Origin of the sequence: Pseudomonas tritici, assembly GCF_014268275.3 — a bacterium.
GTDB lineage: Bacteria > Pseudomonadota > Gammaproteobacteria > Pseudomonadales > Pseudomonadaceae > Aquipseudomonas > Aquipseudomonas tritici.
The window spans coordinates 1,136,841-1,160,849 of record NZ_CP077084.1; the positions used below are offsets into that span (position 1 = coordinate 1,136,841).

The 24,009-nt window shown below is 60.7% G+C and carries 22 protein-coding genes; 6 read left to right on the top strand and 16 right to left on the bottom strand.

Going from position 1 to position 24,009, the window contains the following annotated elements:
* Positions 1-3: 3 nt before the first annotated feature.
* From HU722_RS04905 to HU722_RS04960, 12 genes are all read right to left on the bottom strand, one after another.
* Positions 4-309 carry a YkgJ family cysteine cluster protein gene (locus tag HU722_RS04905; protein WP_065875194.1) on the bottom strand — a complete coding sequence of 102 codons (306 nt, stop codon included), beginning with the start codon at positions 307-309 and terminating at the stop codon, positions 4-6.
* Positions 310-363: 54 nt separating this feature from the next.
* A complete protein-coding gene (locus HU722_RS04910; RefSeq protein ID WP_065879656.1) occupies positions 364-843 on the bottom strand; it encodes a DUF2878 domain-containing protein in 480 nt (159 codons plus the stop codon).
* Positions 836-2,107 (bottom strand): SAM-dependent methyltransferase, encoded by a 1,272-nt coding sequence (locus tag HU722_RS04915; protein ID WP_065879655.1) that lies wholly within the window; start codon positions 2,105-2,107, stop codon positions 836-838. Before HU722_RS04915 ends, HU722_RS04910 begins: the two co-directional genes overlap by 8 nt.
* Complete coding sequence (locus HU722_RS04920) at positions 2,094-2,903, bottom strand: DUF1365 domain-containing protein (protein ID WP_065875191.1); 810 nt, start codon at positions 2,901-2,903, stop codon at positions 2,094-2,096. Before HU722_RS04920 ends, HU722_RS04915 begins: the two co-directional genes overlap by 14 nt.
* The gene (locus HU722_RS04925) at positions 2,900-4,147 is read right to left on the bottom strand and encodes an NAD(P)/FAD-dependent oxidoreductase (protein ID WP_065890562.1); all 1,248 of its coding nucleotides are present in this window, start codon (positions 4,145-4,147) and stop codon (positions 2,900-2,902) included. The genes HU722_RS04920 and HU722_RS04925 overlap by 4 nt, the downstream gene beginning before the upstream one ends.
* Entirely contained in the window at positions 4,144-4,926 is a 783-nt protein-coding gene (locus tag HU722_RS04930; RefSeq protein WP_065890560.1) for an SDR family NAD(P)-dependent oxidoreductase, read from the bottom strand. Before HU722_RS04930 ends, HU722_RS04925 begins: the two co-directional genes overlap by 4 nt.
* On the bottom strand, positions 4,923-5,345 hold the full coding sequence (locus HU722_RS04935) for a nuclear transport factor 2 family protein (protein ID WP_065875188.1): 423 nt from the start codon (positions 5,343-5,345) through the stop codon (positions 4,923-4,925). Before HU722_RS04935 ends, HU722_RS04930 begins: the two co-directional genes overlap by 4 nt.
* Complete coding sequence (phrB, locus tag HU722_RS04940; RefSeq protein ID WP_065890558.1) at positions 5,338-6,783, bottom strand: deoxyribodipyrimidine photo-lyase; 1,446 nt, start codon at positions 6,781-6,783, stop codon at positions 5,338-5,340. The genes HU722_RS04935 and phrB overlap by 8 nt, the downstream gene beginning before the upstream one ends.
* A complete protein-coding gene (locus tag HU722_RS04945) occupies positions 6,784-7,713 on the bottom strand; it encodes a MerR family transcriptional regulator (RefSeq protein WP_065875186.1) in 930 nt (309 codons plus the stop codon).
* A 3-nt stretch (positions 7,714-7,716) separates the two neighbouring features.
* Positions 7,717-8,676 carry a YbgA family protein gene (locus HU722_RS04950; protein ID WP_065875185.1) on the bottom strand — a complete coding sequence of 320 codons (960 nt, stop codon included), beginning with the start codon at positions 8,674-8,676 and terminating at the stop codon, positions 7,717-7,719.
* A gap of 112 nt (positions 8,677-8,788) precedes the next feature.
* Entirely contained in the window at positions 8,789-9,004 is a 216-nt protein-coding gene (locus HU722_RS04955; RefSeq protein WP_049710090.1) for a TIGR02450 family Trp-rich protein, read from the bottom strand.
* Positions 9,001-9,987, bottom strand: coding sequence for an NAD(P)/FAD-dependent oxidoreductase (locus tag HU722_RS04960; RefSeq protein ID WP_065890556.1), 987 nt, complete (start codon positions 9,985-9,987; stop codon positions 9,001-9,003). Before HU722_RS04960 ends, HU722_RS04955 begins: the two co-directional genes overlap by 4 nt.
* Before the next feature lie 210 nt (positions 9,988-10,197).
* Here HU722_RS04960 and HU722_RS04965 point away from each other — a divergent pair, with 210 nt between their 5' ends.
* Positions 10,198-11,097, top strand: coding sequence for a TIGR01777 family oxidoreductase (locus tag HU722_RS04965; RefSeq protein ID WP_065875183.1), 900 nt, complete (start codon positions 10,198-10,200; stop codon positions 11,095-11,097).
* Between the two features lie 14 nt (positions 11,098-11,111).
* Positions 11,112-12,137: a ferrochelatase gene (gene hemH / locus HU722_RS04970; RefSeq protein WP_065875182.1), complete on the top strand. Its 1,026-nt coding sequence runs from the start codon at positions 11,112-11,114 to the stop codon at positions 12,135-12,137.
* A 123-nt stretch (positions 12,138-12,260) separates the two neighbouring features.
* Here the strand turns inward: hemH and HU722_RS04975 are convergent, their stop codons facing one another.
* Entirely contained in the window at positions 12,261-14,357 is a 2,097-nt protein-coding gene (locus HU722_RS04975; RefSeq protein WP_065890554.1) for a TonB-dependent siderophore receptor, read from the bottom strand.
* 112 nt (positions 14,358-14,469) lie between these two features.
* Positions 14,470-15,624, bottom strand: coding sequence for a Do family serine endopeptidase AlgW (gene algW / locus HU722_RS04980; protein ID WP_065875180.1), 1,155 nt, complete (start codon positions 15,622-15,624; stop codon positions 14,470-14,472).
* 102 nt (positions 15,625-15,726) lie between these two features.
* Between algW and HU722_RS04985 the strand changes: the two genes are divergently transcribed.
* From HU722_RS04985 to HU722_RS05000, 4 genes are all read left to right on the top strand, one after another.
* Entirely contained in the window at positions 15,727-16,485 is a 759-nt protein-coding gene (locus HU722_RS04985; protein ID WP_065875179.1) for a Nif3-like dinuclear metal center hexameric protein, read from the top strand.
* Between the two features lie 255 nt (positions 16,486-16,740).
* On the top strand, positions 16,741-17,658 hold the full coding sequence (gene cysD, locus HU722_RS04990) for a sulfate adenylyltransferase subunit CysD (protein WP_065875178.1): 918 nt from the start codon (positions 16,741-16,743) through the stop codon (positions 17,656-17,658).
* Between the two features lie 9 nt (positions 17,659-17,667).
* Positions 17,668-19,566 carry a sulfate adenylyltransferase subunit CysN gene (gene cysN, locus HU722_RS04995; protein ID WP_065875177.1) on the top strand — a complete coding sequence of 633 codons (1,899 nt, stop codon included), beginning with the start codon at positions 17,668-17,670 and terminating at the stop codon, positions 19,564-19,566.
* Positions 19,567-19,940: 374 nt separating this feature from the next.
* The gene (locus HU722_RS05000) at positions 19,941-20,873 is read left to right on the top strand and encodes an IS110 family transposase (RefSeq protein ID WP_065875287.1); all 933 of its coding nucleotides are present in this window, start codon (positions 19,941-19,943) and stop codon (positions 20,871-20,873) included.
* Positions 20,874-20,990: 117 nt separating this feature from the next.
* Here HU722_RS05000 and yihG read toward each other — a convergent pair whose 3' ends face one another.
* Both yihG and pta read right to left on the bottom strand, forming a co-directional pair.
* Positions 20,991-21,890: a 1-acylglycerol-3-phosphate O-acyltransferase, YihG family gene (yihG, locus tag HU722_RS05005; RefSeq protein ID WP_065875176.1), complete on the bottom strand. Its 900-nt coding sequence runs from the start codon at positions 21,888-21,890 to the stop codon at positions 20,991-20,993.
* The gene (pta, locus tag HU722_RS05010; protein WP_065875175.1) at positions 21,891-23,990 is read right to left on the bottom strand and encodes a phosphate acetyltransferase; all 2,100 of its coding nucleotides are present in this window, start codon (positions 23,988-23,990) and stop codon (positions 21,891-21,893) included.
* Between the last annotated feature and the right edge of the window lie 19 nt (positions 23,991-24,009).

Genomic DNA, 24,009 nt, shown 5'->3' on the forward strand with positions numbered 1-24,009 from the left:
CGATCAGCGATACGCCGTCGCAATCCCTTCGCGTTCGGTCAAGCACTCCGGAGCGCCCATCTCGAACTCCCGGCAAATCAACGGCCGTCGCTCATAGATCGTGCACATCATCGTGTCCCGATCCAGCGCTGCGCACCAGCCGTCGTCCAGGCGCAGCATCACTTCGCCGCCCCAATCGTCGGTATCGATATAGCGCTCCGGCACGCCGGTGTCGGTAATCAGCATGACTTCCAGCTGGCAGCAGCAGGCCGCGCACGTCGAGCAGGTGACGGCGGGTTCAGCGATTTGGGTGTGGGGGATGTTGGTCATAGGTGCGCAGTGTAAGGCAAGCGGGTCACGCAGATGTGAAACGGCTGACGGACGTCAACGCGCCAAACGGTGTAACCCCACGAAAACCAAGGCCCACAGCAGCGCCAACGCAATCAGGGTGGGCGCCACACTAAAACCAAACTGCACGCCCGCCAATTGGCTGCCGGCGTAATAAGAGAGCGGCCCGCCCCCTGCACCGAGCACGGCCGCCCGCCACCAGGGGCGTGCGCTCCAGGCCAGGCAGTGGCGCAATGTGGTGGCCAGCAGGGCCCATAGCAGGATTAGCCAGAGGGGAATCAGCGGGCCAGGCTCAGTAAACTGAAATACCCCCAGCGCGCGCAACGCGGTATCCAGTAGTGTGCCCAGGATTGTAACGCTGAGGATCAGCTTGCCCTCACTGGCCCATGAACTTATCCACAGCAGATGAATGCCCAGTACAGCCAGCCCTACCAGTAACCATAAGCTGTCACCGCCGAGCACGCAGGCGAACCAGCCGCACTGAAAAAGCACGGCATTGGCCAATGTCTTAAGCACTGAAGCGTCCGAGCAGCGGCGGGTTAATCGCTGACGGTTTGGCCAGCAGCAATTGCGCCGTGCCAATGGTGCGCTCCATAAAGCCTCCTTCGCAGTAACACAGGTAAAACTCCCACAGCCGCAGGAAGTATTCGTCGTAGCCCAATTCGGCGAGGCGGCCATGGGCGCGGCGAAAATTCTCATGCCACAGGCGCAAGGTTCGCGCGTAGTGCAGGCCGAAATCCTCCATGTGCAGCAGGTTCATATCGGTGTCTCGGCTGACGATGTGCAGCATGTTTTGCACACTGGGCAAAGCGCCGCCGGGGAAGATATAGCGCTGGATGAAATCCACGCTGCGCTTGGCCTGTTCAAAGCGTTGCTCACGAATGGTGATGGCTTGCAGCAACATCAGGCCGTCACTTTTGAGCAGGTGCGCGCACTGTTTGAAGTAGGTCGGCAGAAAACGATGGCCCACTGCTTCGATCATCTCGATGGACACCAGCTTGTCGTACTGGCCGGTCAGGTCGCGGTAGTCCTTCAGCAACAGGGTGACCTGGCTTTGCAGCCCCAGGGCCTCGATGCGTTTTTCGGTGTAGGCAAACTGTTCCTTGGACAAGGTCGTGGTGGTGACCTTGCAACCGTAATGCTGCGCCGCATACAGCGCCATGCTGCCCCAGCCGGTGCCGATTTCCAGCAGGTGGTCGCTGGGTTTGAGCGCAAGCTTCTGGCAGATGCGCTCAAGCTTGTTCAGTTGTGCTTGCTCCAGGGTGTCGTCGGGGGTCAGGAATTGCGCCGCCGAGTACATCATGGTGGGGTCGAGGAATTCTTCGAACAGGTCGTTGCCGAGGTCGTAATGGGCGGCGATGTTTTTTTGCGAACCCTTGCGTGTGTTGCGATTGAGCCAGTGCAGGCCCTGGGTGAACGGCCGGGCCAAGCGTGCCAGGCCGCCTTCCATCGCATCCAGCACATCCAGGTTGCTGACCATCACGCGCACCACGGCGGTCAGGTCCGGGCTGCTCCAGTAACCGTGAATAAATGCCTCGCCAGCGCCAATAGAACCGTTGGCCGCCACCAGGCCCCACACGGCGGGGTCGAGGATCTGGATCTCCCCCAGCAAGTGCGCTTCGCGTGCGCCGAATACTTGCCGTTCGCCATCCTCGATCACCACCAATTGGCCATGGCGCAATTGGCTGAGTTGGCGCAGCACGCCTTTGCGCAACAGTGCGGTGGTCATGCCGTTGACGTTCAGGCGGTTGGCCTTGACCGATACGTTAGGGGATTTCATGGCGGCGATCCTTGGAATAACCGACTGCGGTGCGGGAGGCGCCATCGGCGGCCCGGTGGGGAAAAATCGGTGTGCGTTTGAGCAACAGGCGCATGGCTTGCCAGTAGATCGCCAAGCAAGTCTTGGCAGTCATCCAGGGGAAGCGCCATAGGTATCGATGCAAACTGGTGCGGTTCAGCGTTTCCTTGTGCAGGCTCAAGGTGGCGTCGAACACTTTCAACTCGCCCTGCCAGTCGGCCATGTGCACGCCGAGTTTGTCGGCGGGTGGGCTGAAGCTCATGCGGTATTCCAGGTCGCGCGGCAAAAACGGCGACACATGGAAGGCCTTGGCCACGGCGAAGTGCTGGTGTTCATCCGCGCCGAGGGCCTGGGCGGGCAGCACGTAGTGATAGCGCTCGCGCCATGGGGTGTTGGTCACTTCACACAGGATCGCGGCCAGACGTCCGTCGGCCTCGAAGCAGTAGAAGAAACTCACAGGGTTAAAAGCCAGGCCCCAACTGCGGGCCTGGGTCAGTAGGCAGATAACGCCCTGGGGCGTACGCCCCAGCGCCTTGCCGACTTCCTGGCGCACGGCATCGCTCAAGCTCATGCCGGTACGCGTCAATTCACGCAGGTAATCCTGTTGGCGAAAACCAAAGGGCGCCAGCCAGCTGCGCCCGGCCAAGGGCGACAGCCCTAGCACTTCGTGTTCTTCGCTCAGATCCAGGTACAACAGGCCGATGCGGTAGCGAAAGGCGTGGGCCTTGGGCGCAAATCGGCGATGGGCAATCCAGCCGCTGTACAGGGCGCTGTTCACAGGGTTTCCCCAAACGCTTGGGCCACGCGCAAGGCGCTGACCACGCCGTCTTCGTGGAAACCGTTGGCCCAGTAGGCACCGCAATAGAAGGTGTTACGCACGCCAGACACTTCTTCCCAACGGCCTTGGGCCGCGACCGCTGCCAGGCTGTATTGCGGATGGGCGTAGGTGTAGCGGGCCAGCACCTTCAGCGGGTTGATCATCGACGTCTGGTTCAGGCTCACGCAAAAGGTCGTGGCGCTGTCGATGCCTTGCAGGATGTTCATGTCATAAGTCACCGCCGCCGGCGCCTGCCTATTGCCGGTCAGCCGATAATTCCAGCTGGCCCAGGCCAGTTTGCGGTCGGGCAGCAGGCGGGTGTCGGTGTGCAGCACCACTTCGTTATCGGCATAAGGCAGGGCGCCGAGGACCGCTTGTTCGGCTGGGCTTGGATCGGCCAGCAGTGCCAGGGCCTGGTCGCTGTGGCAGGCGAAGACCACCCGATCAAATGCCTCGCTGCCGGCCGGGCTGTGGATAACCACGCCGTCGTCGGTACGCTCAACGTTATGCACAGGGCAATTGAGGCGGATCTGTTCGCGGAAGCTGCGGGTCAGCGGTTCGATATAACGGCTGGAGCCTCCCTCGATCACGCACCATTGCGGGCGGTTACTCACCGAGAGCAAGCCGTGATTCTTGAAGAAGCGCACAAAGAACTGCAACGGGAAGCCAAGCATGTCGGCCAGGGACATCGACCAGATCGCCGCGCCCATGGGCACGATGTAGTGCCGGATAAACCGCTCGCCGTAGTGACCGGCGTTGAGATAGTCACCCAGGGTCATTTCGGCGCTGATGCGTTGGTCTTGCAGGTCCAGCGGTGCCTGGCGATTGAAGCGCAAGATGTCGCGCAACATGCCCCAGAAGCCCGGCGAAAGGATATTGCGACGCTGGGCAAACAGGCTGTTGAGGTTGTTGCCGTTGTACTCCAAACCCGTCTCCTCATCGCACACCGAAAAGCTCATCTCGGTGGGCTTGAACGTGACGCCGATCTGCCCCAGCAGGCGGATGAAGTTGGGGTAGGTCCAGTCGTTAAACACGATGAAGCCGGTGTCTACCGCGTAGCTTTTGCCCTCGACGGTCACGTTGACCGTGTGGGTATGCCCGCCAATACGGTCACCCGCTTCGAACAGCGTAATTTCATGCTGGCGGCTGAGCAGGTAAGCACTGGTCAGTCCCGCGATGCCGCTGCCAATGATGGCGATCTTCACAGGTCGTCCTTTTTCGGCGGTGGGCTGCGCAACATGCGTTTACCGATGATCAACTGCGCGCGATTCGGGAGTTTCGACAGTGGCCAGAGGGTGGCGATAAACAGTGCAGGAAAGGCGATTTCCAGCGGGCGTTTTTCCAGCTTGGCGAAGATGTGCCGCGCGGCTTTGTCCGCCGACCAACTGAGGGGCATGGGGAAGTCGTTGCGTTCGGTCAGCGGCGTGTCGACAAAGCCTGGGCTGATCACAGTAACGTCGATGTTTTCCGGCGAAAGGCTGATGCGCAGGGCTTCGAACAGGTAGCGCAAGCCGGCCTTGGACGCGCCATAGGCTTCGGCGCGAGGCATCGGCAGATACGTCACGGCGCTGGCGACACCCACCAAGTGGGGGCTGTGCCCGGCCCGCAAAAGCGGCAGGGCTGCTTCGATGCAATAGCTGCTCGCCAGCAGGTTGGTGCGCACCACGTGCTCGATGATCGATGAATCGAACTGCTTGGCGTCCACATATTCACAGGTGCCGGCATTGAGGATCACCGTGTCCAGGGAACCCCAGACCACGCCGATGTGTTCGCCGATCTCGCGCACGGTCTGGCTGTTGGTCAGGTCGCCGGCCACCACCAGCACTTGGCCGGGGTAACGTTGCGCGAGCGCTTCCAAAGGCCCCTTGGTGCGGGAGCTGAGTGCGACGTGGGCGCCGCTGTTGAGCAACTCCACGGCGAGCGCGGCACCGATACCACTGCTGGCGCCGGTCAGCCAATAACGACGGGGCGGTACTGCGTTCATCCCACTCTCCTTTTCAGCCAACTCACGACGCTGCCCAGCACGGGCACGTGTTCGTACAGCATGGCGCCGGCATCGAAATAGTCACGGTGGCGGTACACCTTGTCACGCCACATCAAGTGCGAGCAGCCTTCCACGCGAATCACCTTGCCGTTGGCCAGGCGCGGGTGGCTGAAACTCATCTTCCAGCGCAGGTAACCTTCGCCTTCGGCCACTTGGTCGAAACCGTGGAAGTCGAAGCGTAGCTGGCTGACGTTGCTGTACAACTCGCCGAAGTAGCGGTGCAGGGCGGGCAGCCCATGCACTTCATGGAGCGGGTCGGTAAAGGCGATGTCCTTGCTGTACAAGCTGTCGAGCAGGTGCAGGTTGTGCTTGTCCAGCGTGGCGAAGGCCTGGGCGAAGCGTCGCAGGAAGTCACTCATATTCACCCCCTGCGGCGTGTCGCGAGGGCAGGCTGCGGAAAGCGGCCAAGGCGCGTTCGCGGGATTTCTTCAGGTCGACAATCGAGCGTGGGTAGTCGGCCACGCCGAACAAACCACCGGCGGCTTCGGGGTTGTGCACATCCTTTTTATTCAGCGTGGCGAGTTCCGGCAGCCAGTGCTTGATAAAGACGCCTTCGCTGTCGAATTTTTCCGACTGGCTCAGAGGGCTGAAAATCCGGAAGTACGGCGCCGAGTCGGTGCCGGTGGATGAGCTCCACTGCCAGCCGCCGTTGTTGGCGGCCAGGTCGCCATCGATCAGGTGACGCATGAAGAAGCGCTCGCCTTCACGCCAGTCGATCAGCAGGTTCTTGGTCAGGAACATCGCCACGACCATACGCAGGCGGTTGTGCATCCAGCCGGTCTCCAGCAGTTGTCGCATGGCGGCGTCGATGATCGGCAGGCCGGTGCGCGCCTCCTGCCACGCGGCGAGATCCTTGGGCGCGTTGCGCCAGGCCACGGCTTCGGTTTCGGGGCGGAACGCACGGTGGCGCGACACCCGTGGGTAACCCACCAGGATGTGCTTGTAGAACTCGCGCCACAGCAATTCATTGATCCAGGTGATGGCGCCCATGTCGCCACTCTCGAACTCGCCACCGTTGGTTTGTAACGCGGCGTGCAGGCATTGGCGCGGCGAAATGACCCCCGCAGCGAGGTAGGCAGAGAGCTGGCTGGTGCCGGGCTTGGCCGGGAAGTCACGCTCGTCCTTGTAGTAGCTGATCTGCTGGTCGGCGAAGGCGTCGAGGCGGCGCCGGGCCTCGTCTTCACCGGCGGGCCAGAGGGCACGCAGCGTGTCGCTGGGCGGCTCGAAACCTTCGACCGTGTTCGGGATGGGATCGCTTTTCAGCTTGAGCGCAGCCTGGGCCTTTGGCGCTGCCACCATCTGCGGTAACGCGCTGTGCAGGCGGGTGTAGCAGACCTTGCGGAACTGGCTGTAGACCTGAAAGTAAGTGCCGGTCTTGGTGAGCACACTGCCAGGCTGGAAGAACAGTTGATCCAGGTAGCTGTGGAAAGTGACGCCTGCCGCTTGCAATGCCTTGGACACTGCCGCATCGCGACGGCTTTCATGAATGCCGTATTCCTCGTTGACGTGCACCGACTCCACCGAGAGTTCGCGGCACAGCATGCTCAGCACGCTGGGCGCCTGGTCCCAGGTGGCTGCGGTGCGAATCAGCAGGGGAATGTTCAACTCGCCCAGCGTTTTACTAAGCGCCTGCAGGTTGCGCAGCCAGAAATCCACTTTGCACGGCGCATCGTCGTGGGCCAGCCACTGCTCGGGTGTAATCAGATACACGGCCGCCATCGGACCCCGCTGGCTCGCGGCGGTCAGGGCGGTGTTGTCGTGTAGGCGCAAGTCGGTGCGCAGCCAGATCAGATGCATTTAAAGAAGTCCACGCTGGATCAGTAGCTGATGGGCCGACAACGGCTCTTCGGCGACGAGCAACTCAGGGATGTCATGGGTTAATACCGCCAACTCCGCCTGGTGGATGCACACCGTTGGTCCGACGATCAACTTAGGGCAACTGATGCCGCCCAGCAGCTTCGCGAACGTCGACAACTGCAGCGCCTTGCTCGAATACAGCAACACGGCGCGCGGTCGCAGGTGTTCCACCGCCAGGGCCAGCTCGCCGACGGGCAGTGGCCAATCGAACACTTCCACCGGGCAGTCGGCACTGCTGGCCAGCCAGGCGCTGAGCCACAAATGCGGTTCCAGCGGCAGGGCGGACTGGTTGACCAGCAGCAATGGCGCACCCTGCAATTGGCGATTGTTGTGGTAGATGCGCGCACCAAACTTGCTGCGCAGCCAGGACAAGAAAAATACCCGTTCCATCTGCGCGCCGAATTGACCTTGCCAACGCTGTTCCAGCTCCTGCAACAGCGGTAACAGCAGTTGCTCGCACAAGGTGCGTGGCGGGTACAGTGCCATGGCCTGGTTGAAGGCGTCGTCGACCCGGCGCTCGGTCAATTCACTGATGGCGTGCACCAGGTTCTGGCGCAGGGTTTGCCATTCATTTTCCACGGCATCGGGACTGGCCTGGGCGGAGTCGATCAGGCCTTTGACTTGGCTGACCGGCACGCCACGATTGAGCCAGGTGAGAATGGTGTGGATGCGTTGCACATGCTCGGCGCTGAACAGCCGGTGGCCCTTGGGCGTGCGCTGGGGCACGATCAGGCCGTAGCGGCGCTCCCAGGCGCGAAGGGTCACGGCATTGACGCCGGTCTGGCGCGCCACTTCGCGGATCGGCAGCCAGCCGTCCTGGAGGGCTTGGGCGATGTCTTCGCCGGGTTCGTCTAGCAGGGCAGCTCTCATGGTCTAGATCGCATTTCGCAGGCTGAGGTTTTCCGGGTGCGGTTGCAGGTAGGCCTGCTGAGCGATGTAGCGGTCCGGGTGTTGGCGAAAGTGGTGCTTTAGCAGGGTCAACGGCACCACCAACGGTACGATGCCGTGGCGGTATTGGCCGATGACGGTTTGCATTTCCTGTTTGTCATCGGCGCTGATGGCCTGCTTGAGGTAGCCGCTGATGTGTTGCAACACATTGGTGTGGGTGCCACGGGTCGCGCATTTGCTCAGGCCGGTCATCAGGTCGCTGAAGTAACAGCTGGCCAATTCGTCGAGGTTGGCGCCCTTGGTCATGCTGCCCAGCAGGTGCCCAAGGCTTTTGTAATGCGCCGGGCTGTGGGCCATCAACAAGTATTTATAGCGCGAATGGAAGGCCAGCAAACGGTGGCGGGTCAGACCTTCGGCCAGCAGTTGTTGCCAACTGGCGTAGACGAACACACGGGCCAGGAAATTTTCCCGCAGCACGGGATCATTCAGCCGACCGTCTTCTTCCACCGGCAGGTCGGGGTGGCGTGCACAAAATGCCTGTGCGTAGATGCCACGCCCGCCGCCGTCCACCGGGGTGCCGTTGTCGCGGTACACCTTGACCCGCTCCAGGCCACAGGACGGCGACTTCTGCATAAAGATGTAGCCACACAGGTCGGTGTGTTCCGCGGCCATTTGCTGGCCGTAGTCGTCCAGCGGTTGGGTCACGTTCAGTGCGCGATTAACGGTGCCGACGGCTTCCGGATGGGCCGGGTCGCCCACCAGGCGGATCGGTTCGCGGGGGATACCCAGGCCGATCGCCACTTCAGGGCACAACGGCACAAAGTCGAAATAGTCAGCGAGGGTCTGACTGCACAGCAGCGATTGTTTATGGCCGCCGTTGAAGCGCACGTTTTCGCCCAACAGGCAGGCGCTGATGGCGATCTTCGGTTTGGTGGTGCTGGACATAAACCAACCCTCTGCAAGATTCCTGTACAAGATCTAAATCTTGTACAACTAAATCTCATCATAGGTTCGATGCTGTACAAGTCAAATTATTTGTACAAGTTTCGCGTGCGGTCTATTTCCAGCCAATTTTCCAGGCGTCGATATCTTGCAGGGTTTGCCAGGGCAGGCGTTCGCTGCGCCGGGTCATGACGGCTTGCAGTTCGATTTCCAGTACGGTGCCCTCATCGTCGCGAAACAACTCGGTGACCAGAAAGTGTTTTTCTTTGTTTCGGGGGCGCGCTGCTGTCCACTTCGACAGCAGCAATTTGGCGGGATTGATACGGTTCATTGCAGGTGTTCGATCAAGCGTCGCGCGGCTTCCTGGCCGCTGAGCCATGCGCCCTCGACGCGGCCCGACAGGCACCAGTCGCCACACACATACAGGCCCAGGTCTGCATCCGCCAGCACGCCGAATTCGTGGCTGCTGGACGGTCGTGCGTAGAGCCAGCGGTGCGCCAGGCTGAACGACGGCGCGGGCATGGCACTGTGCAACAGTTCGGCGAAAGCACCGTGCAGGTGCTCGATCACGTCCTCTTTGGACAGGTCCAGGTGGGTCTTGCTCCAGGCACTGGTGGCGTGCAGTACCCAGGTGTCGAGTGTGGCGTCGCGCCCTGGTTTGCTGCGGTTGCGCGCCAGCCAATCGAGGGGGCTGTCTTGTACAAAGCAGCCTTCCATGGGCGTATCCAGAGGTTTGTCGAACGCCAGGGCGATGGCCCAGGTCGGGTCCATTTTCACCCCGGCGGCGGCGCTCGCCAGCTTGGGAGCGGCGGCCAGCAGCGCGGTGGCTTGCGGAGCCGGGGTGGCGATGATCACGTGGCTGAACGGGCCGTGGTTCTCGCCGTCGGCGTCTAACAGGTTCCAGTGTTGTTTGCCCTGGAACACTTCGGTGATGCGGCAACCAAACTCCACCGGCAGGTCGTCGAGCAGCGCGCGGGTGATCGCGCTCATGCGGGGTGTGCCGACCCAGCGGATCTGTTCATCGGGGGAGGGTGTGAGTTGGCCGGACTTGAAGTTGTACAGCTGGGGCTTCCATTGCTCGGCCCAACCGTTACTTTGCCAGCGCTGGACTTCGTTGACGAAGCGCCGGTCGCGGGCGGTGAAGTACTGCGCACCCATGTCCAGGGCACCGGCATCGCTGCGCTTGCTGGACATGCGGCCACCGCTGCCGCGGCTTTTATCGAAGAGTTGCACAACGTGCCCCGCGTCTTGTAACGCTCGGGCGGCGGAGAGACCGGCAATGCCGGTGCCGATGATCGCGATGGGAACAGTCATGGGAGGCCTCATTTTACCGTTGGGTACAGACTACGCCGACACCAATAGCTGTACAATATTGTTTTTTGGTATAAGTTTTGGCTTACCTGTTCTTACGGCGTGACCTATGGTTAAACCAGAGGCTTAATCCAACGTTACGCCCGTTCAAATTGATCCCTGCTTATAAAATAGACCAGTGATCGGCGGCGAACGTTACATGAGGAGCGTCCCATGCATATTTTGCTGACCGGCGGTACTGGCCTGATCGGCCGCCAACTCTGCCAACACTGGCTTGCACAGGGCCATCGCCTGACCGTGTGGAGTCGTCATCCGGACCAGGTCGCCAAGTTATGTGGCGACCAAGTGTCTGGGGTTGGTCGCCTGCAAGAGGTTATCGGCCCGGTGGATGCGGTCATTAATCTCGCCGGCGCCGCCATCGCCGATCGCCCCTGGACCCACAAGCGCAAGGCGTTGCTGTGGAGCAGTCGTATCAGCCTCACCGAAACCTTGCTGGCGTGGCTTGAAGGCCTGGCGCAAAAACCAGCGGTGTTGATTTCCGGTTCGGCGGTGGGCTGGTATGGCGATGGCGGTGAACGCGAATTGACCGAAGCCAGCGGCCCGGTGCAGGACGATTTCCCCAGCCAGCTGTGCATCGCCTGGGAAGAAACCGCCCAGCGCGCTGAAGCCTTGGGCATTCGCGTAGTGCTGGTACGTACCGGGCTGGTGCTGGCGGCTGAGGGCGGCTTTTTGTCGCGGCTGTTGCTGCCGTTCAAACTGGCGCTGGGCGGGCCTATCGGTAATGGTCGGCAGTGGATGCCGTGGGTCCATATAAAGGATCAAATCGCCCTGATTGATTTTCTTCTGCACAAGCCTGACGCGAGCGGTCCTTATAATGCCTGCGCGCCACACCCGGTGCGCAATCGCGAATTTGCGAAAACCCTGGGCCAGGTGCTGCACCGCCCGGCGTTCATGCCGATGCCGGCCTTTGCGTTGAAGGTGGGCCTGGGCGAGTTGTCCGGCCTGTTGCTGGGTGGGCAGAAGGCGGTGCCCGAACGGTTACTGGCCGCTGGTTTCACTTTCCAGTTCACTGAGTTGCGCGCGGCTTTGGACGACTTGTCCAGCCGCCTCTAGAGATAGGATGTTGCATGACGGATCACGCGTTGTTACTGGTCAATCTGGGCTCGCCAAAGTCCACTTCGGTGGCCGATGTGCGCAGCTACCTCAATCAGTTCCTGATGGACCCTTACGTGATCGACCTGCCGTGGCCGGTGCGGCGCTTGCTGGTGTCGCTGATCCTGATCAAGCGCCCCGAGCAGTCGGCGCACGCCTACGCCTCCATCTGGTGGGACGAGGGCTCGCCGCTGGTGGTGCTCAGCCGCCGTCTGCAACAGCAGATGACCACGCAGTGGACCCAAGGGCCGGTGGAGTTGGCGATGCGCTACGGCGAGCCGTCCATTGAAACGGTGCTGACGCGCCTCGCCGCCCAAGGCATCCGCAAAGTGACCTTGGCGCCGTTGTATCCGCAGTTTGCCGACAGCACCGTGACCACGGTGATTGAAGAGGCCAAGCGGGTTGTGCGCGATAAAAAGTTGGACGTGCAATTCTCGATCTTGCCGCCGTTCTACGATCAGCCGGAATACCTTGATGCTCTCGCGGCGAGCGTCCGCTCCTATGTGGAGCAGGATTACGATCACCTGCTGCTGAGTTTCCACGGCCTGCCTGAGCGCCATCTGACCAAGCTCGACCCGACGGGCCAGCATTGCTTCAAGGACGCCGATTGCTGCAAGAACGCATCGGCTGAGGTGCTGAAGACGTGCTACCGCGCGCAATGCTTCAGCGTCGCCCGCGATTTCGCCGAACGGCTGGGCTTGCCGGAGGGCAAATGGTCGGTGGCCTTCCAATCGCGCCTGGGCCGGGCGAAGTGGATCGAACCCTACACCGAAGCGCGCCTGGAAGCCTTGGCCCAGCAAGGTGTGAAAAAGCTGCTGGTGATGTGCCCGGCGTTTGTCGCCGATTGCATCGAGACGCTGGAAGAGATCGGCGATCGCGGGCTGGAGCAGTTCCGCGAGGCCGGGGGCGAGGAGTTGGTGCTGGTACCGTGCTTGAATGATGATCCGCGGTGGGCGGCGGCGCTGAATACCTTGTGCGAACGCGCGCCGGTTGCGCTGTAACTGAGCCTTACACGCTCCAAATGTGGGAGCGGGCTTGCCCGCGATAACGGTGTATCTGTCAACGAATGTATTGACTGACACGCCCTCATCGCGGGCAAGCCCGCTCCCACATTTTTATCGTGTTTACAGGTTAAGGGTCAGGCTAACCGTGAGATTGCGCGGTTCACCGGGGTTGATCCAATAGCTGCTGTAGGACCGCTCGTAGTACTTTTCATCAAACAAGTTGTTGAGGTTCAAGCCCACGGTGACGTTCTTCGTAGCCTTGTAATGGGCCAGCAAATCGACGGTGTGGTAGGCGGGTAGCTCGAAACGCGTACCTGCCTCACCAGAGCGATCCCCTACATAAGTGAACGCCGCACCAAGGTCCGAACCCCGCAACGCGCCATCCTGAAACTCATACACCCCCAACAAACTGCCGCTGCGCTTGGCCACGCCGAGAATCCGGCTGCCGGCTGGAATGGCTTTGTCGCCCTTGGTGACTTCGGCGTCGATGTAGGCAAAGGCGCCGATCACGCGTACGGCATCGGTCACCTGCCCGGTCAGTTGCAGGTCAAGGCCCTGGCTGCGCGCTTTGCCCATGGCGCGATTCAGGTTGGTGGCAGGGTCCAGGGCCAGCACGTTTTCCTTTTCGATATGGAACGCGGCAAGGGTGGCGCTGAGGCGGTCGTCGAACAGCTCGCTCTTGATCCCCACTTCATAACCCACGCCTTCTTCCGGCTTGAAGGTTCTGCCGTTGGCATCCAGGCCGCTGTTGGGTTTGAACGAAGTAGAGGCGTTGGCGAACACGCCGACTTCGGGCGTTAGCTGGTAGAGCAGGCCAGCGCGTTGGGTAAATGCGTCGTGGGTTTGCCGGCTCTTGGCGTGATTGCGTGTGAAGTCGTCGGTGCTTTGTTCGAAATGCTCGAAGCGCGCGCCAACCATACCGCGCAAGCGATCGGTGAAGATGATCTGATCTTGCAGGTTCAATGCCTGGCTTTTGGTCTGTTCGAAGAAGTCGGTGCCGGAGCGCACGCCGTTGGGTTTGGTCTTGCCGTAGACCGGGTTATAGATATCGATGGCATAGTCGCTGCCGCCGATAGCCGTCACGCGCTCCTTCTTGCGGTAGTCCTCGTATTCAGTGCCGACCAGCAGCTCATGCTGCCAGCTGCCAATGTCGAACAACCCACGCAGTTCAAGCTGGGTAATGCTGTCGTGCCAACCCATGGAGCGTTCGCGATAGCGGCGGTTGATAGTGTGGCCGTCGGGATTCAGTGTGCGGTTTTCCGAAGCGTCGCCCCACAGGCTGCCTTGTTTGTAGTGGCTGGCCAGGCGCAGTTTCCAGGCATCGCTGAGGTGATGTTCCAGCGTGGCCTGGATGCGGTTGTTGTGGTTGTCGATGTCGCCATCGTTGGGCTCGCCGAGGAAGGTGGAGCGTGATACGCCACTGGCGTCGACGATGCCGCGGTCGAAGGTAGAGCTGTGGCGGACGAATTCGCTTTCCACCAGCAAGCTCGTGTCCGGGTCCAGTTGCCAACTGAACGAGGGCGCGACGAATACCCGCTTGCTCTGCACGTGATCGCGGAAGCTGTGGTTGTCTTCCACGGCCAGGTTGACCCGCGATAGCACGTTGGCTTCGCTGTCCAGCGGGGTGTTCACATCCACGGCGGTGCGGTAGCGGTCCCAACTGCCGGCGCTGGTTTGCACGGTGGTGAAGGCTTCCGGTTGGGGCTTCTTGGTGACGATATTCACTGTGCCGCCGGGGTCGCCACGCCCATACAGGCTGGCGGCGGGACCCTTGAGCACTTCAATGCGTTCGATATTGGCCGTATCCGGTGTGCTCGGGTAGCCGCGATTGGCGCTGAAGCCGTCCTGGTAGAACTCTGACGTGGTGAAGCCGCGCACGCTGTATTCGTAGAGGGTGAGGCCGCCGAAGTTGTTTTGCTTGGACACGCCGCCGGCGAATTCCAAGGCGCGTTCCACGTTGTTACTGCCCAGGTCCTTGAGCACTGTGGCGGGAATCACACTGATGGATTGTGGGATGTCACGAATGGCAGTGTCGGTTTTTGTCGCGCTGGCGGAGCGGGTGGCGCGGTAGCCTTTGACCGGGCCGGTGGCGGATTCATAGGCGTCGGTGGTGACACTGATGGTGTCGAGTTCCAGGGTGTTTTCTTCAGCGAAAGCGGGGTCGAGCAGCAAGCCTAAGGCCAGGCCAGCCAAGGGCACGATTTTTCGAGACGGCATGATAGAGCGTTCCAATAGCGATATTGAAACAATATAACATGACCAATGAGAATGGATTGCTTTGAAACATAAGCTTACAGGTGCCCGCGAACGGACACCCGGATGAGTCGGCTTATTCCTCTTCTTTAACCGGCGCGGGCGGTGGGCGCAGGCCTATTTCTGCCAGCAGCTTGATCTCTTTGCCGTTGCGCATCACCTGGATCGCCACCTTGTCGGTCGGTTTGATCCGCGCGACCTGGTTCATCGACTTGCGGCCATCGCCTGCCGGTTCGCCGTTGATGCTGAGGATCACATCGCCCAGCTGCAGGCCGGCTTTCTGCGCCGGGCCATCGCGGAAGATCCCCGCGACCACGATGCCTGGGCGCCCGGTCAAGCCAAACGACTCGGCCAGTTCCTTGGTCAACGGCTGTACTTCAATGCCCAACCACCCGCGAATCACTTGGCCGTGTTCGATGATTGACTTCATCACTTCCATCGCCAGCTTCACCGGGATCGCAAACCCGATGCCCTGTGAACCGCCAGACTTGGAGAAAATCGCCGTGTTGATGCCGGTCAGGTTGCCATTGGCATCCACCAGTGCACCGCCGGAGTTGCCCGGGTTGATCGCGGCGTCGGTCTGGATGAAGTCTTCGTAGCTGTTAAGCCCCAACTGGTTTCGCCCGGTGGCGCTGATAATGCCCATGGTCACGGTCTGGCCCACCCCGAACGGGTTGCCGATGGCCAGCGCCACGTCACCTACCCGCAAGCCGTCGGAACGGCCGAGGGTGATGGAGGGCAGGCTTTTCAAATCGATCTTCAGGACCGCGAGGTCGGTTTCCGGGTCGCTGCCCACCACGCGCGCCAGGGTTTCACGGCCGTCACGCAGGGCCACGACGATCTGGTCGGCGCCGGTGGTCACGTGGTTGTTGGTGAGGATGTAGCCTTCCGGGCTCATGATCACCCCGGAACCCAGGCTGGATTCCATGCGGCGTTGCTTGGGCCCGTTGTCACCGAAATAGCGGCGGAACTGTGGGTCTTCAAACAGTGGATGCGCCGGTTTGTTGATGACCTTGGTGGTGTACAGGTTAACCACGGCAGGGGCGGCAATAACCACCGCATCGGCATAAGTCACCGGACCTTGCACAACCGCGTTGGTTTGCGGCGCCTGTTGCAGGTTCACATCAAGGCTGGGTAGACCCACCAGCTCGGGGAAACGCTGAATAATCAGCATCGCGATCAGCACGCCAGCCAACAATGGCCATCCAAAAAAACGCAGCGCCTTGAGCATCAAGTAAGTCCTGACAGGTTGCAGGGGGCGGGAGAGCGCCCATAATGTCGCGCATTATACGAGGCTGCGAGCGCCTTCGAACGGGATATTTAGGAGTCTTTTATGGCCGTCCCCCTTACCACCCTCGTCGAGGAAGCAGACCGCTACCTCGGCAGCGCAAAAATTGCCGATTATTGCCCCAATGGCCTCCAGGTCGAGGGCCGCCCGCAGGTGATGCGCATCGTCAGCGGCGTGACCGCAAGCCAAGCCCTGCTGGACGCGGCGGTCGAAGCCCAAGCCGACCTGATCCTGGTGCATCACGGCTATTTCTGGAAAGGCGAAAACCCTTGTATCACCGGCATGAAACAGCGCCGCTTGAAGACGCTGCTCAAGCACGATATCAGCCTGTTGGCCTACCACCTGCCACTGGACCTGCACCCCGACGTCGGCAACAACGTGCAGTTGGCGCGTCAGCTCGACATCACCGTCGAAGGCCCACTGGACCCGAACAACCCCAAAGTCGTCGGCCTGGTCGGCTCCCTTGCCGAGCCCCTGTCGGCCCGCGACTTTGCCCGCCGGGTGCAAGAAGTCATGGGGCGCGAGCCGCTGTTGATCGAAGGCAGCGAAATGATCCGCCGCGTCGGCTGGTGCACCGGTGGTGGCCAGGGCTATATCGACAACGCGATTGCTGTCGGCGTCGATCTGTTCCTGAGCGGCGAGGCCTCGGAACAAACCTTCCACAGCGCCCGCGAAAACGACATCAGCTTCATCGCCGCGGGCCACCATGCGACTGAGCGCTATGGTGTACAGGCGCTGGGCGATTACCTGGCGCGGCGCTTCGCGTTGGAACATCTCTTCATCGATTGCCCCAATCCGATCTGAAGAATGCCGCTAAACAAATGTGGGAGCTGGCGGGCCTGCGATAGCATCGCTGCGGTTTACCTGACTGACCGCGGTGCCCGCATCGCAGGCAAGCCAGCTCCCACACTTGGCCGCATTCCAAGCCAAACTATGGGGCATATTCATATACCGTTTCGATCTAGCTGGCGCCCTGAATAGAAGCAGGTGCTGTGCTAGCATGCCCCGCTCGAACACGGCCCGCTGGCCGTCCACAAGATCGTTTTTCCGTGAGTAACCATGGTCGACAAACTGACGCATCTGAAACAGCTGGAGGCGGAAAGCATCCACATCATCCGCGAGGTCGCCGCCGAGTTCGACAACCCGGTGATGCTCTACTCGATCGGTAAAGACTCCGCCGTGATGCTGCACCTGGCACGCAAGGCCTTCTTCCCGGGCAAACTGCCATTCCCAGTGATGCACGTCGACACCCGCTGGAAATTCCAGGAAATGTACACGTTCCGCGACAAAATGGTCGAAGAGCTTGGCCTGGACCTGATCACCCACATCAACCCGGATGGCGTGGCGCAGGGCATCAACCCGTTCACCCACGGCAGCGCCAAGCACACCGACATCATGAAGACCGAAGGCCTCAAGCAGGCCCTGGACAAGCATGGTTTCGACGCAGCGTTCGGCGGTGCCCGTCGCGATGAAGAGAAATCCCGTGCCAAAGAGCGCGTGTACTCGTTCCGCGACAGCAAGCACCGCTGGGACCCGAAAAACCAGCGCCCGGAGCTGTGGAACGTCTACAACGGCAACGTCAACAAGGGCGAGTCCATCCGCGTGTTCCCGCTGTCCAACTGGACCGAGCTGGACATCTGGCAGTACATCTACCTGGAAGGCATCCCGATCGTACCGCTGTACTTCGCCGCCGAGCGCGACGTGATCGAGAAGAACGGCACGTTGATCATGATCGACGACGACCGCATCCTCGAGCACCTGTCCGACGAAGACAAAGCCCGAATCGTCAAAAAGAAAGTCCGTTTCCGTACCCTTGGCTGCTACCCGTTGACGGGCGCGGTGGAATCCGAAGCCGAGACGCTGACGGACATCATTCAGGAAATGCTCCTGACGCGAACTTCCGAGCGCCAGGGCCGTGTCATCGACCACGATGGCGCAGGCTCGATGGAAGATAAAAAACGTCAAGGCTATTTCTAAGGGGCTGTCATGTCGCATCAATCTGATTTGATCAGCGAGGACATCCTCGCTTACCTGGGCCAGCACGAGCGCAAGGAAATGTTGCGCTTCCTGACCTGCGGCAACGTCGACGACGGCAAGAGCACCCTGATCGGGCGCCTGCTGCACGACTCCAAGATGATCTACGAAGATCACCTGGAAGCCATCACCCGCGATTCGAAGAAGTCCGGCACCACCGGTGACGACGTCGACCTGGCGTTGCTGGTCGACGGCCTGCAGGCTGAGCGTGAGCAAGGCATCACCATTGATGTCGCCTACCGCTACTTCTCTACCGCCAAGCGCAAATTCATCATCGCCGACACCCCCGGCCATGAGCAGTACACCCGCAACATGGCCACCGGTGCGTCCACCTGTGACTTGGCGATCATCCTGATCGACGCCCGCTACGGCGTGCAGACCCAGACCCGTCGCCATAGCTATATCGCCTCGTTGCTGGGCATCAAGCACATCGTGATCGCCGTCAACAAGATGGACATCAATGGCTTTGACCAAAGCGTATTCGAGTCGATCAAGGCCGATTACCTGAAGTTTGCCGATGGCATCGCCTTCAAGCCGAGCACCATGGCCTTCGTGCCGATGTCGGCGCTCAAGGGCGATAACGTGGTCAACAAGAGCGAGCGTTCGCCCTGGTACACCGGGCAGTCGCTGATGGAGATCCTCGAAACCGTCGAGATCGCCAACGACCGCAACTACACCGACCTGCGTTTCCCGGTGCAGTACGTCAACCGGCCGAACCTGAACTTCCGTGGTTTCGCCGGCACCCTGGCCAGCGGCATCGTGCACAAGGGCGACGAAGTCGTGGTGTTGCCGTCGGGCAAGAGCAGCCGCGTCAAATCCATCGTCACCTTTGAAGGTGAGCTGGAACACGCCGGCCCTGGTCAAGCGGTGACGCTGACCATGGAAGACGAGATCGATATCTCCCGTGGCGACCTGCTGGTACATGCCGACAACGTGCCGCAAGTGACCGACGCTTTCGACGCCATGCTGGTGTGGATGGCCGAAGAACCGATGCTGCCGGGCAAGAAATACGACATCAAGCGCGCCACCAGCTACGTGCCGGGTTCCATCACCAGCATCGTGCACCGTGTGGATGTGAACACCCTGGCCGAAGGCCCGGCGAGTTCGCTGCAGTTGAACGAGATTGGCCGGGTCAAGGTCAGCCTCGACGCGGCCATCGCCCTGGACGGTTACGACAGCAACCGCACGACCGGTGCGTTCATCGTCATCGACCGCTTGACCAACGGCACTGTGGCCGCGGGCATGATCATCGCACCGCCAGTCACTCACGGCAGCGCGTCGCAGCACGGCAAGCTGGCCCACGTGGCCACCGAAGAGCGTGCCCTGCGCTTCGGCCAGCAGCCGGCCACCGTGTTGTTCAGCGGCCTGTCCGGCGCAGGCAAGAGCACCTTGGCCTACGCGGTTGAGCGCAAGCTGTTCGACATGGGCCGTGCGGTGTTTGTACTGGACGGCCAGAACCTGCGTCACGACCTGAACAAGGGCTTGCCGCAGGACCGTGCCGGGCGCACCGAGAACTGGCGTCGTGCCGCTCACGTGGCGCGTCAGTTCAACGAAGCGGGCCTGCTGACCCTGGCCGCGTTTGTGGCACCGGATGCCGAAGGCCGTGAACAGGCCAAGGCGCTGATCGGCGGCGACCGTCTGCTGACGGTCTACGTGCAAGCGTCACCGCTGGTGTGCGCCGAGCGTGACCCGCAAGGCTTGTACGCGGCGGGCGGGGATAACATCCCTGGCGAGTCGTTCCCGTATGACGTGCCGTTGAATGCCGATCTGGTCATCGACACCCAGGCCCTGTCGCTGGAAGACAGCGTCAAGCAAGTGCTGGAGTTGTTGCGTCAGCGCGGCGCGATCTAAGCCTCGCCGCCACAAAAAAGCCCGCCACCGAGCAATCGGTGGCGGGCTTTTTACATTCTTCAGTCGGAGTGCGGTCAAAAATGTGGGAGCGGGCTTGCTCGCGAATGCGGAGTGTCAGCCAATACATAGGTAACTGATCCACCGCCTTCGCGAGCAAGCCCGCTTGTGTCTTGAACCAGGCTTAAACTGAAGGTGAGAGCGGTGAGTGACAAGCTGAATGCCCGAAGTGCTTAAAGCACGTGTGGGAGCCCATGCTGTCACTCACCTCTCCACTCTGGTCATTGAGCCCGAACAGTTGAACGAGCCCACCTCGAACAGTTACAAGCGTGGGCCAAGCCAGAGCGCTCTCACCTTGAGTGTAAGAGGATTTGGCTATGTTTTCCTATCCAGCAGGTATTGATGTCTCCAGCGGTAGCCTCGAGATTCGGGTTGATCAACTGGATGTAGCGATGAGTTGTTCCAATTCGCAGAGTGATTTTCCTGGGTTAATTGGATGGCTAACCCTGCATCGCGTGGGTCGAGTGTTGCTGGAGGCCACTGGCGGTTACGAGCGCAAAGTCATGAAAGCGCTTCAAGCTGCGGGCTTTGAAGTCATACGGATCAACCCTTGCCGAGCCAAAAGCTTTGCCCGGGCTATGGGGCAACAAGCCAAAACCGATCCGATAGATGCACGCCTTCTTGCGCAGTTCGCAGCGGTCATCAAATCGCCCGATAGCCGGGTTACCAGCGCCGAGCAGGATGATTTGCGCGCCCTAGTCCAACAGCGAGAGCACTTTGTTCAGCAAAGAGATGACGACAAACGGCGGCTTAAAACGGCCTCCTCTGACGTGGTCAAGCCTGCGCTGCAGAGTCATATCGACTATTTGCAAAAAGTGCTGAAGGAGCTGGAAAGCCTGATCCGCCAAAGTACAGAACGTCTGGATCGTAAAAAAGTAGCCCTTCTGTGCTCAGTCAAAGGCATAGGACTTGTTACAGCGGCCAGCTTGATGTCCTATCTTCCGGAGCTAGGCGAGGTGGGTAGACATCAGATTGCAGCATTGAGCGGCACTGCGCCCTACAACGACGATAGCGGCAAGCACAAAGGCAAGCGTCATATCAGCGGCGGCAGGTTCGCCGCGAGGCGCTCACTGTATATGGCCTGTTGGTCAGTGATCCGGTTTCAGCCTGAGTTTGCCGCGCGATATAAGGCGCTGCGCGAGAAAGGAAAATGCGCCAAAGTGGCACTCATCGCGTGTATGCGTGTTTTGCTGGTACGCCTAAACGCAATGATCCGTGATGGATCTGAATGGAAAGAGCACGCCGCCTAAAATCCTGCGGTAGCTATTTCCTAAAGCAGTTACACGGAGTACAGCCGTGGGAGCGTTGCCGCCTCTGGAAAAAATGGCTTGATGAAAACCATCAAGACAGTTGCTCCCACATTTTGATCATCGGTTGTCTGGGAAATCTGTGTGCAATTTAGCGAGCAACTGATCCTTCTCTTCCCACAACCGATTGATCCACCCCTGGAACGCCAACCGATACTCCCCATCCTGCTCATAATTCTTTCCAATGAACTCAGCCGGGATCTGCACCTCTTCAAACTGCACCACCACGTCCTTCACATTCCCGCACAGCAAATCCCAATACCCAGGGCGTCCGGCAGGGTAGTGAATGGTCACGTTGACCAATGACTTCAACTGCTCACCCATCGCATCCAGCACAAACGCGATACCACCGGCCTTGGGTTTGAGCAGGTAGCGAAACGGCGAGTTCTGCTGCGCATGCTTGCCGGGGGTAAACCGCGTGCCTTCGGCAAAGTTGAAAATTCCCACCGAGTTGTCGCGAAACTTCGCACAGGTCTTGCGCGTAGTTTCCAGGTCCTTGCCCTTTTTCTCCGGGTGTTTTTCCAGATAAGCCTTGGTGTAGCGCTTCATGAACGGAAAGCCCAGCGCCCACCACGCCAGGCCGATTACCGGCACCCAGATCAGCTCCTGCTTGAGGAAGAACTTCAGCGGGCGGATCCGACGGTTCAGCACATATTGCAGCACCATGATGTCGACCCAGCTCTGGTGGTTGCTGGTCACCAGGTACGAGTGCTGGTAATCCAAGCTTTCCAGGCCTTTAAGGTGCCAGCGCGTGCGCCGGACCAGGTTCATCCAGCCCTTGTTGTTGGTGACCCAGGCCTCATGCGTGTGGTTCATCAGCCATTCGCTGAAACCCTTGGCAAACGGCAGCGCCTTGAACAGCGCGACGATAAACAAGAACGAGCACAGCAGGATCGTGTTCAGCGCCAGCAACAGCGATGCGATCACCCCGCGCACGGCGGCAGGTAGAAAATCCAGCATTTAGATATCCATAGGTCGGTTGGCGGCTTGGATCGCGGTGAGCGCGATGGTGTACACAATGTCGTCCACCTGAGCGCCACGCGGCAGGTCGTTGACCGGTTTGCGCAGGCCTTGGAGCATCGGCCCCAGGCTCACGCAATCGGCGCTGCGTTGTACCGCTTTGTGGGTGGTGTTGCCGGTGTTCAGGTCGGGGAACACGAACACCGTGGCCTTGCCGGCAACCAGGCTGTCGGGGGCCAGTTGGCGGGCCACGGTTTCGTTAGCCGCGGCATCGTATTGCAGTGGGCCGTCGATCAGCAGCGAGCTTTGTTGCTCATGGGCGAGCAGGGTGGCTTCACGGACTTTCTCCACTTCCTCGCCGCTGGCGGAGTCGCCGCTGGAATAGCTGATCATCGCCACGCGCGGCGTGATGCCAAAAGCAGCGGCCGAATCAGCGCTTTGCAGGGCGATCTCCGCCAGTTCGGCAGCGCTCGGGTGCGGGTTCATCACACAGTCGCCGTACACCAGCACCTGCTCAGGGAACAGCATGAAAAACACCGACGACACCAGCGTGCAACCCGGTGCGGTCTTGATCAACTGCAGGGCAGGGCGGATGGTATTGGCGGTGGAGTGGATAACGCCGGAAACCAGGCCGTCCACTTCATCCAGAGCGAGCATCATGGTAGCGATCACCACGGTGTCTTCCAGTTGCTGCTCGGCCATCGGCGCGTTGAGGCTCTTGCTCTTGCGTAGCGCGACCATCGGTTCCACGTAGCGCTGGCGGATCAGGTCCGGGTCGAGAATCTCCAGGCCTTCGGGCAATTCGATGCCTTGGGCGCGGGCGACCGCTTCCACATCCGCCGGCTTGGCCAGCAACACGCAGCGAGCAATGCCGCGTGCCTGGCAGATAGCGGCGGCTTGTACGGTCAGCGGTTCGCTGCCTTCCGGCAACACAATGCGTTTGTTGGCGGCCTGGGCGCGCTGGATCAACTGGTAGCGGAACACCGCCGGCGACAGGCGCATCTCCCGCGGCGTGCCGCAACGCTGGTGCAGCCAGCGCGCATCGAGGTGACTGGCGACGAAATCGGTGATGATTTCCGCGCGCTCGCGGTCATCGATGGGAATTTCTTTATTGAGGCTGTTGAGCTGGTTGGCAGTGTCATAGGAACCGGTGCTCACCGACAGCACCGGCAGGCCGGCCTGGAACGCACCTCGGCATAAATCCATGATGCGCGGGTCGGGCAGGGTGTCGCTGGTGAGCAACAGGCCGGCCAGCGGTACGCCGTTGATCGCGGCCAGGCTGACGGCGAGGATGATGTCGTCGCGGTCGCCGGGGGTTACCACCAGCACGCCGGGCTTGAGCAGCTCCACGGTATTTCGCATGGTGCGGGCGCAGATGATGATCTTGGTCATGCGGCGGGTTTCGTAGTCGCCGGCGTTGAGGATCTGCGCGCCCATCAGGTCGGCCACGTCGCGGGTGCGTGGGGCGTTGAGTTCCGGCTGGTAGGGGATGCAGCCGAGCAGGCGGAAATCACCGCTGCGCAGCAGGGGCGAATGTTCCTTGAGGCGCGCGGAGAAGGCTTGCATGCTTTCGTCGGTGCGCACCTTGTTAAGGATCACGCCGAGTACTTTCGGGTCTTTCGGGCCGCCGAACAGTTGGGCCTGCAATTCCACGCGGCCGGAGAGTTCGGTGAGCACTTCGTTTTCCGGGGCGGAGACCAGGATCACTTCCGCATCCAGGCTCTTGGCCAGGTGCAGGTTGACCCGCGCGGCATAGCTGGCGCTGCGGGTCGGCACCATGCCTTCGACGATCAGCACGTCCTTGCCCACTGCGGCCTGTTGGTACAGCGTGATGATTTCTTCCAGCAACTCGTCGAGCTGGCCGTCGCCGAGCATCCGCTCGACATGGGCCAGGCCCAGGGGTTGTGGTGGCTTGAGGCCGTGGGTGCGCGCTATCAGTTCGGTGGAGCGCTCAGGGCCAGTGTCGCCCGGGTGTGGTTGGGCAATCGGTTTGAAAAAGCCGACTTTCAGCCCGGCTCGCTCAAGGGTGCGCACCAGCCCAAGGCTGATGGAGGTCAGACCCACACCAAAATCGGTGGGCGCGATAAAAAAAGTTTGCATGCGAATTCTCTGGAGTTGC

What these genes read in the sequence shown, in the direction of transcription:
- algW (WP_065875180.1), bottom strand. Translation starts at nt 15,624, where the DNA reads ATGCTCAAGGCGCTGCGTTTTTTTGGATGGCCATTGTTGGCTGGCGTG.
- HU722_RS04955 (WP_049710090.1), bottom strand. Translation starts at nt 9,004, where the DNA reads ATGAACCGTATCAATCCCGCCAAATTGCTGCTGTCGAAGTGGACAGCA.
- HU722_RS04985 (WP_065875179.1), top strand. Translation starts at nt 15,727, where the DNA reads ATGGCCGTCCCCCTTACCACCCTCGTCGAGGAAGCAGACCGCTACCTC.
- HU722_RS04930 (WP_065890560.1), bottom strand. Translation starts at nt 4,926, where the DNA reads ATGAACGCAGTACCGCCCCGTCGTTATTGGCTGACCGGCGCCAGCAGT.
- cysD (WP_065875178.1), top strand. Translation starts at nt 16,741, where the DNA reads ATGGTCGACAAACTGACGCATCTGAAACAGCTGGAGGCGGAAAGCATC.
- HU722_RS04975 (WP_065890554.1), bottom strand. Translation starts at nt 14,357, where the DNA reads ATGCCGTCTCGAAAAATCGTGCCCTTGGCTGGCCTGGCCTTAGGCTTG.
- HU722_RS04950 (WP_065875185.1), bottom strand. Translation starts at nt 8,676, where the DNA reads ATGTCCAGCACCACCAAACCGAAGATCGCCATCAGCGCCTGCCTGTTG.
- HU722_RS05000 (WP_065875287.1), top strand. Translation starts at nt 19,941, where the DNA reads ATGTTTTCCTATCCAGCAGGTATTGATGTCTCCAGCGGTAGCCTCGAG.
- pta (WP_065875175.1), bottom strand. Translation starts at nt 23,990, where the DNA reads ATGCAAACTTTTTTTATCGCGCCCACCGATTTTGGTGTGGGTCTGACC.
- HU722_RS04915 (WP_065879655.1), bottom strand. Translation starts at nt 2,107, where the DNA reads ATGAAATCCCCTAACGTATCGGTCAAGGCCAACCGCCTGAACGTCAAC.
- phrB (WP_065890558.1), bottom strand. Translation starts at nt 6,783, where the DNA reads ATGCATCTGATCTGGCTGCGCACCGACTTGCGCCTACACGACAACACC.
- HU722_RS04945 (WP_065875186.1), bottom strand. Translation starts at nt 7,713, where the DNA reads ATGAGAGCTGCCCTGCTAGACGAACCCGGCGAAGACATCGCCCAAGCC.
- cysN (WP_065875177.1), top strand. Translation starts at nt 17,668, where the DNA reads ATGTCGCATCAATCTGATTTGATCAGCGAGGACATCCTCGCTTACCTG.
- hemH (WP_065875182.1), top strand. Translation starts at nt 11,112, where the DNA reads ATGACGGATCACGCGTTGTTACTGGTCAATCTGGGCTCGCCAAAGTCC.
- HU722_RS04960 (WP_065890556.1), bottom strand. Translation starts at nt 9,987, where the DNA reads ATGACTGTTCCCATCGCGATCATCGGCACCGGCATTGCCGGTCTCTCC.
- HU722_RS04905 (WP_065875194.1), bottom strand. Translation starts at nt 309, where the DNA reads ATGACCAACATCCCCCACACCCAAATCGCTGAACCCGCCGTCACCTGC.
- yihG (WP_065875176.1), bottom strand. Translation starts at nt 21,890, where the DNA reads ATGCTGGATTTTCTACCTGCCGCCGTGCGCGGGGTGATCGCATCGCTG.
- HU722_RS04965 (WP_065875183.1), top strand. Translation starts at nt 10,198, where the DNA reads ATGCATATTTTGCTGACCGGCGGTACTGGCCTGATCGGCCGCCAACTC.
- HU722_RS04935 (WP_065875188.1), bottom strand. Translation starts at nt 5,345, where the DNA reads ATGAGTGACTTCCTGCGACGCTTCGCCCAGGCCTTCGCCACGCTGGAC.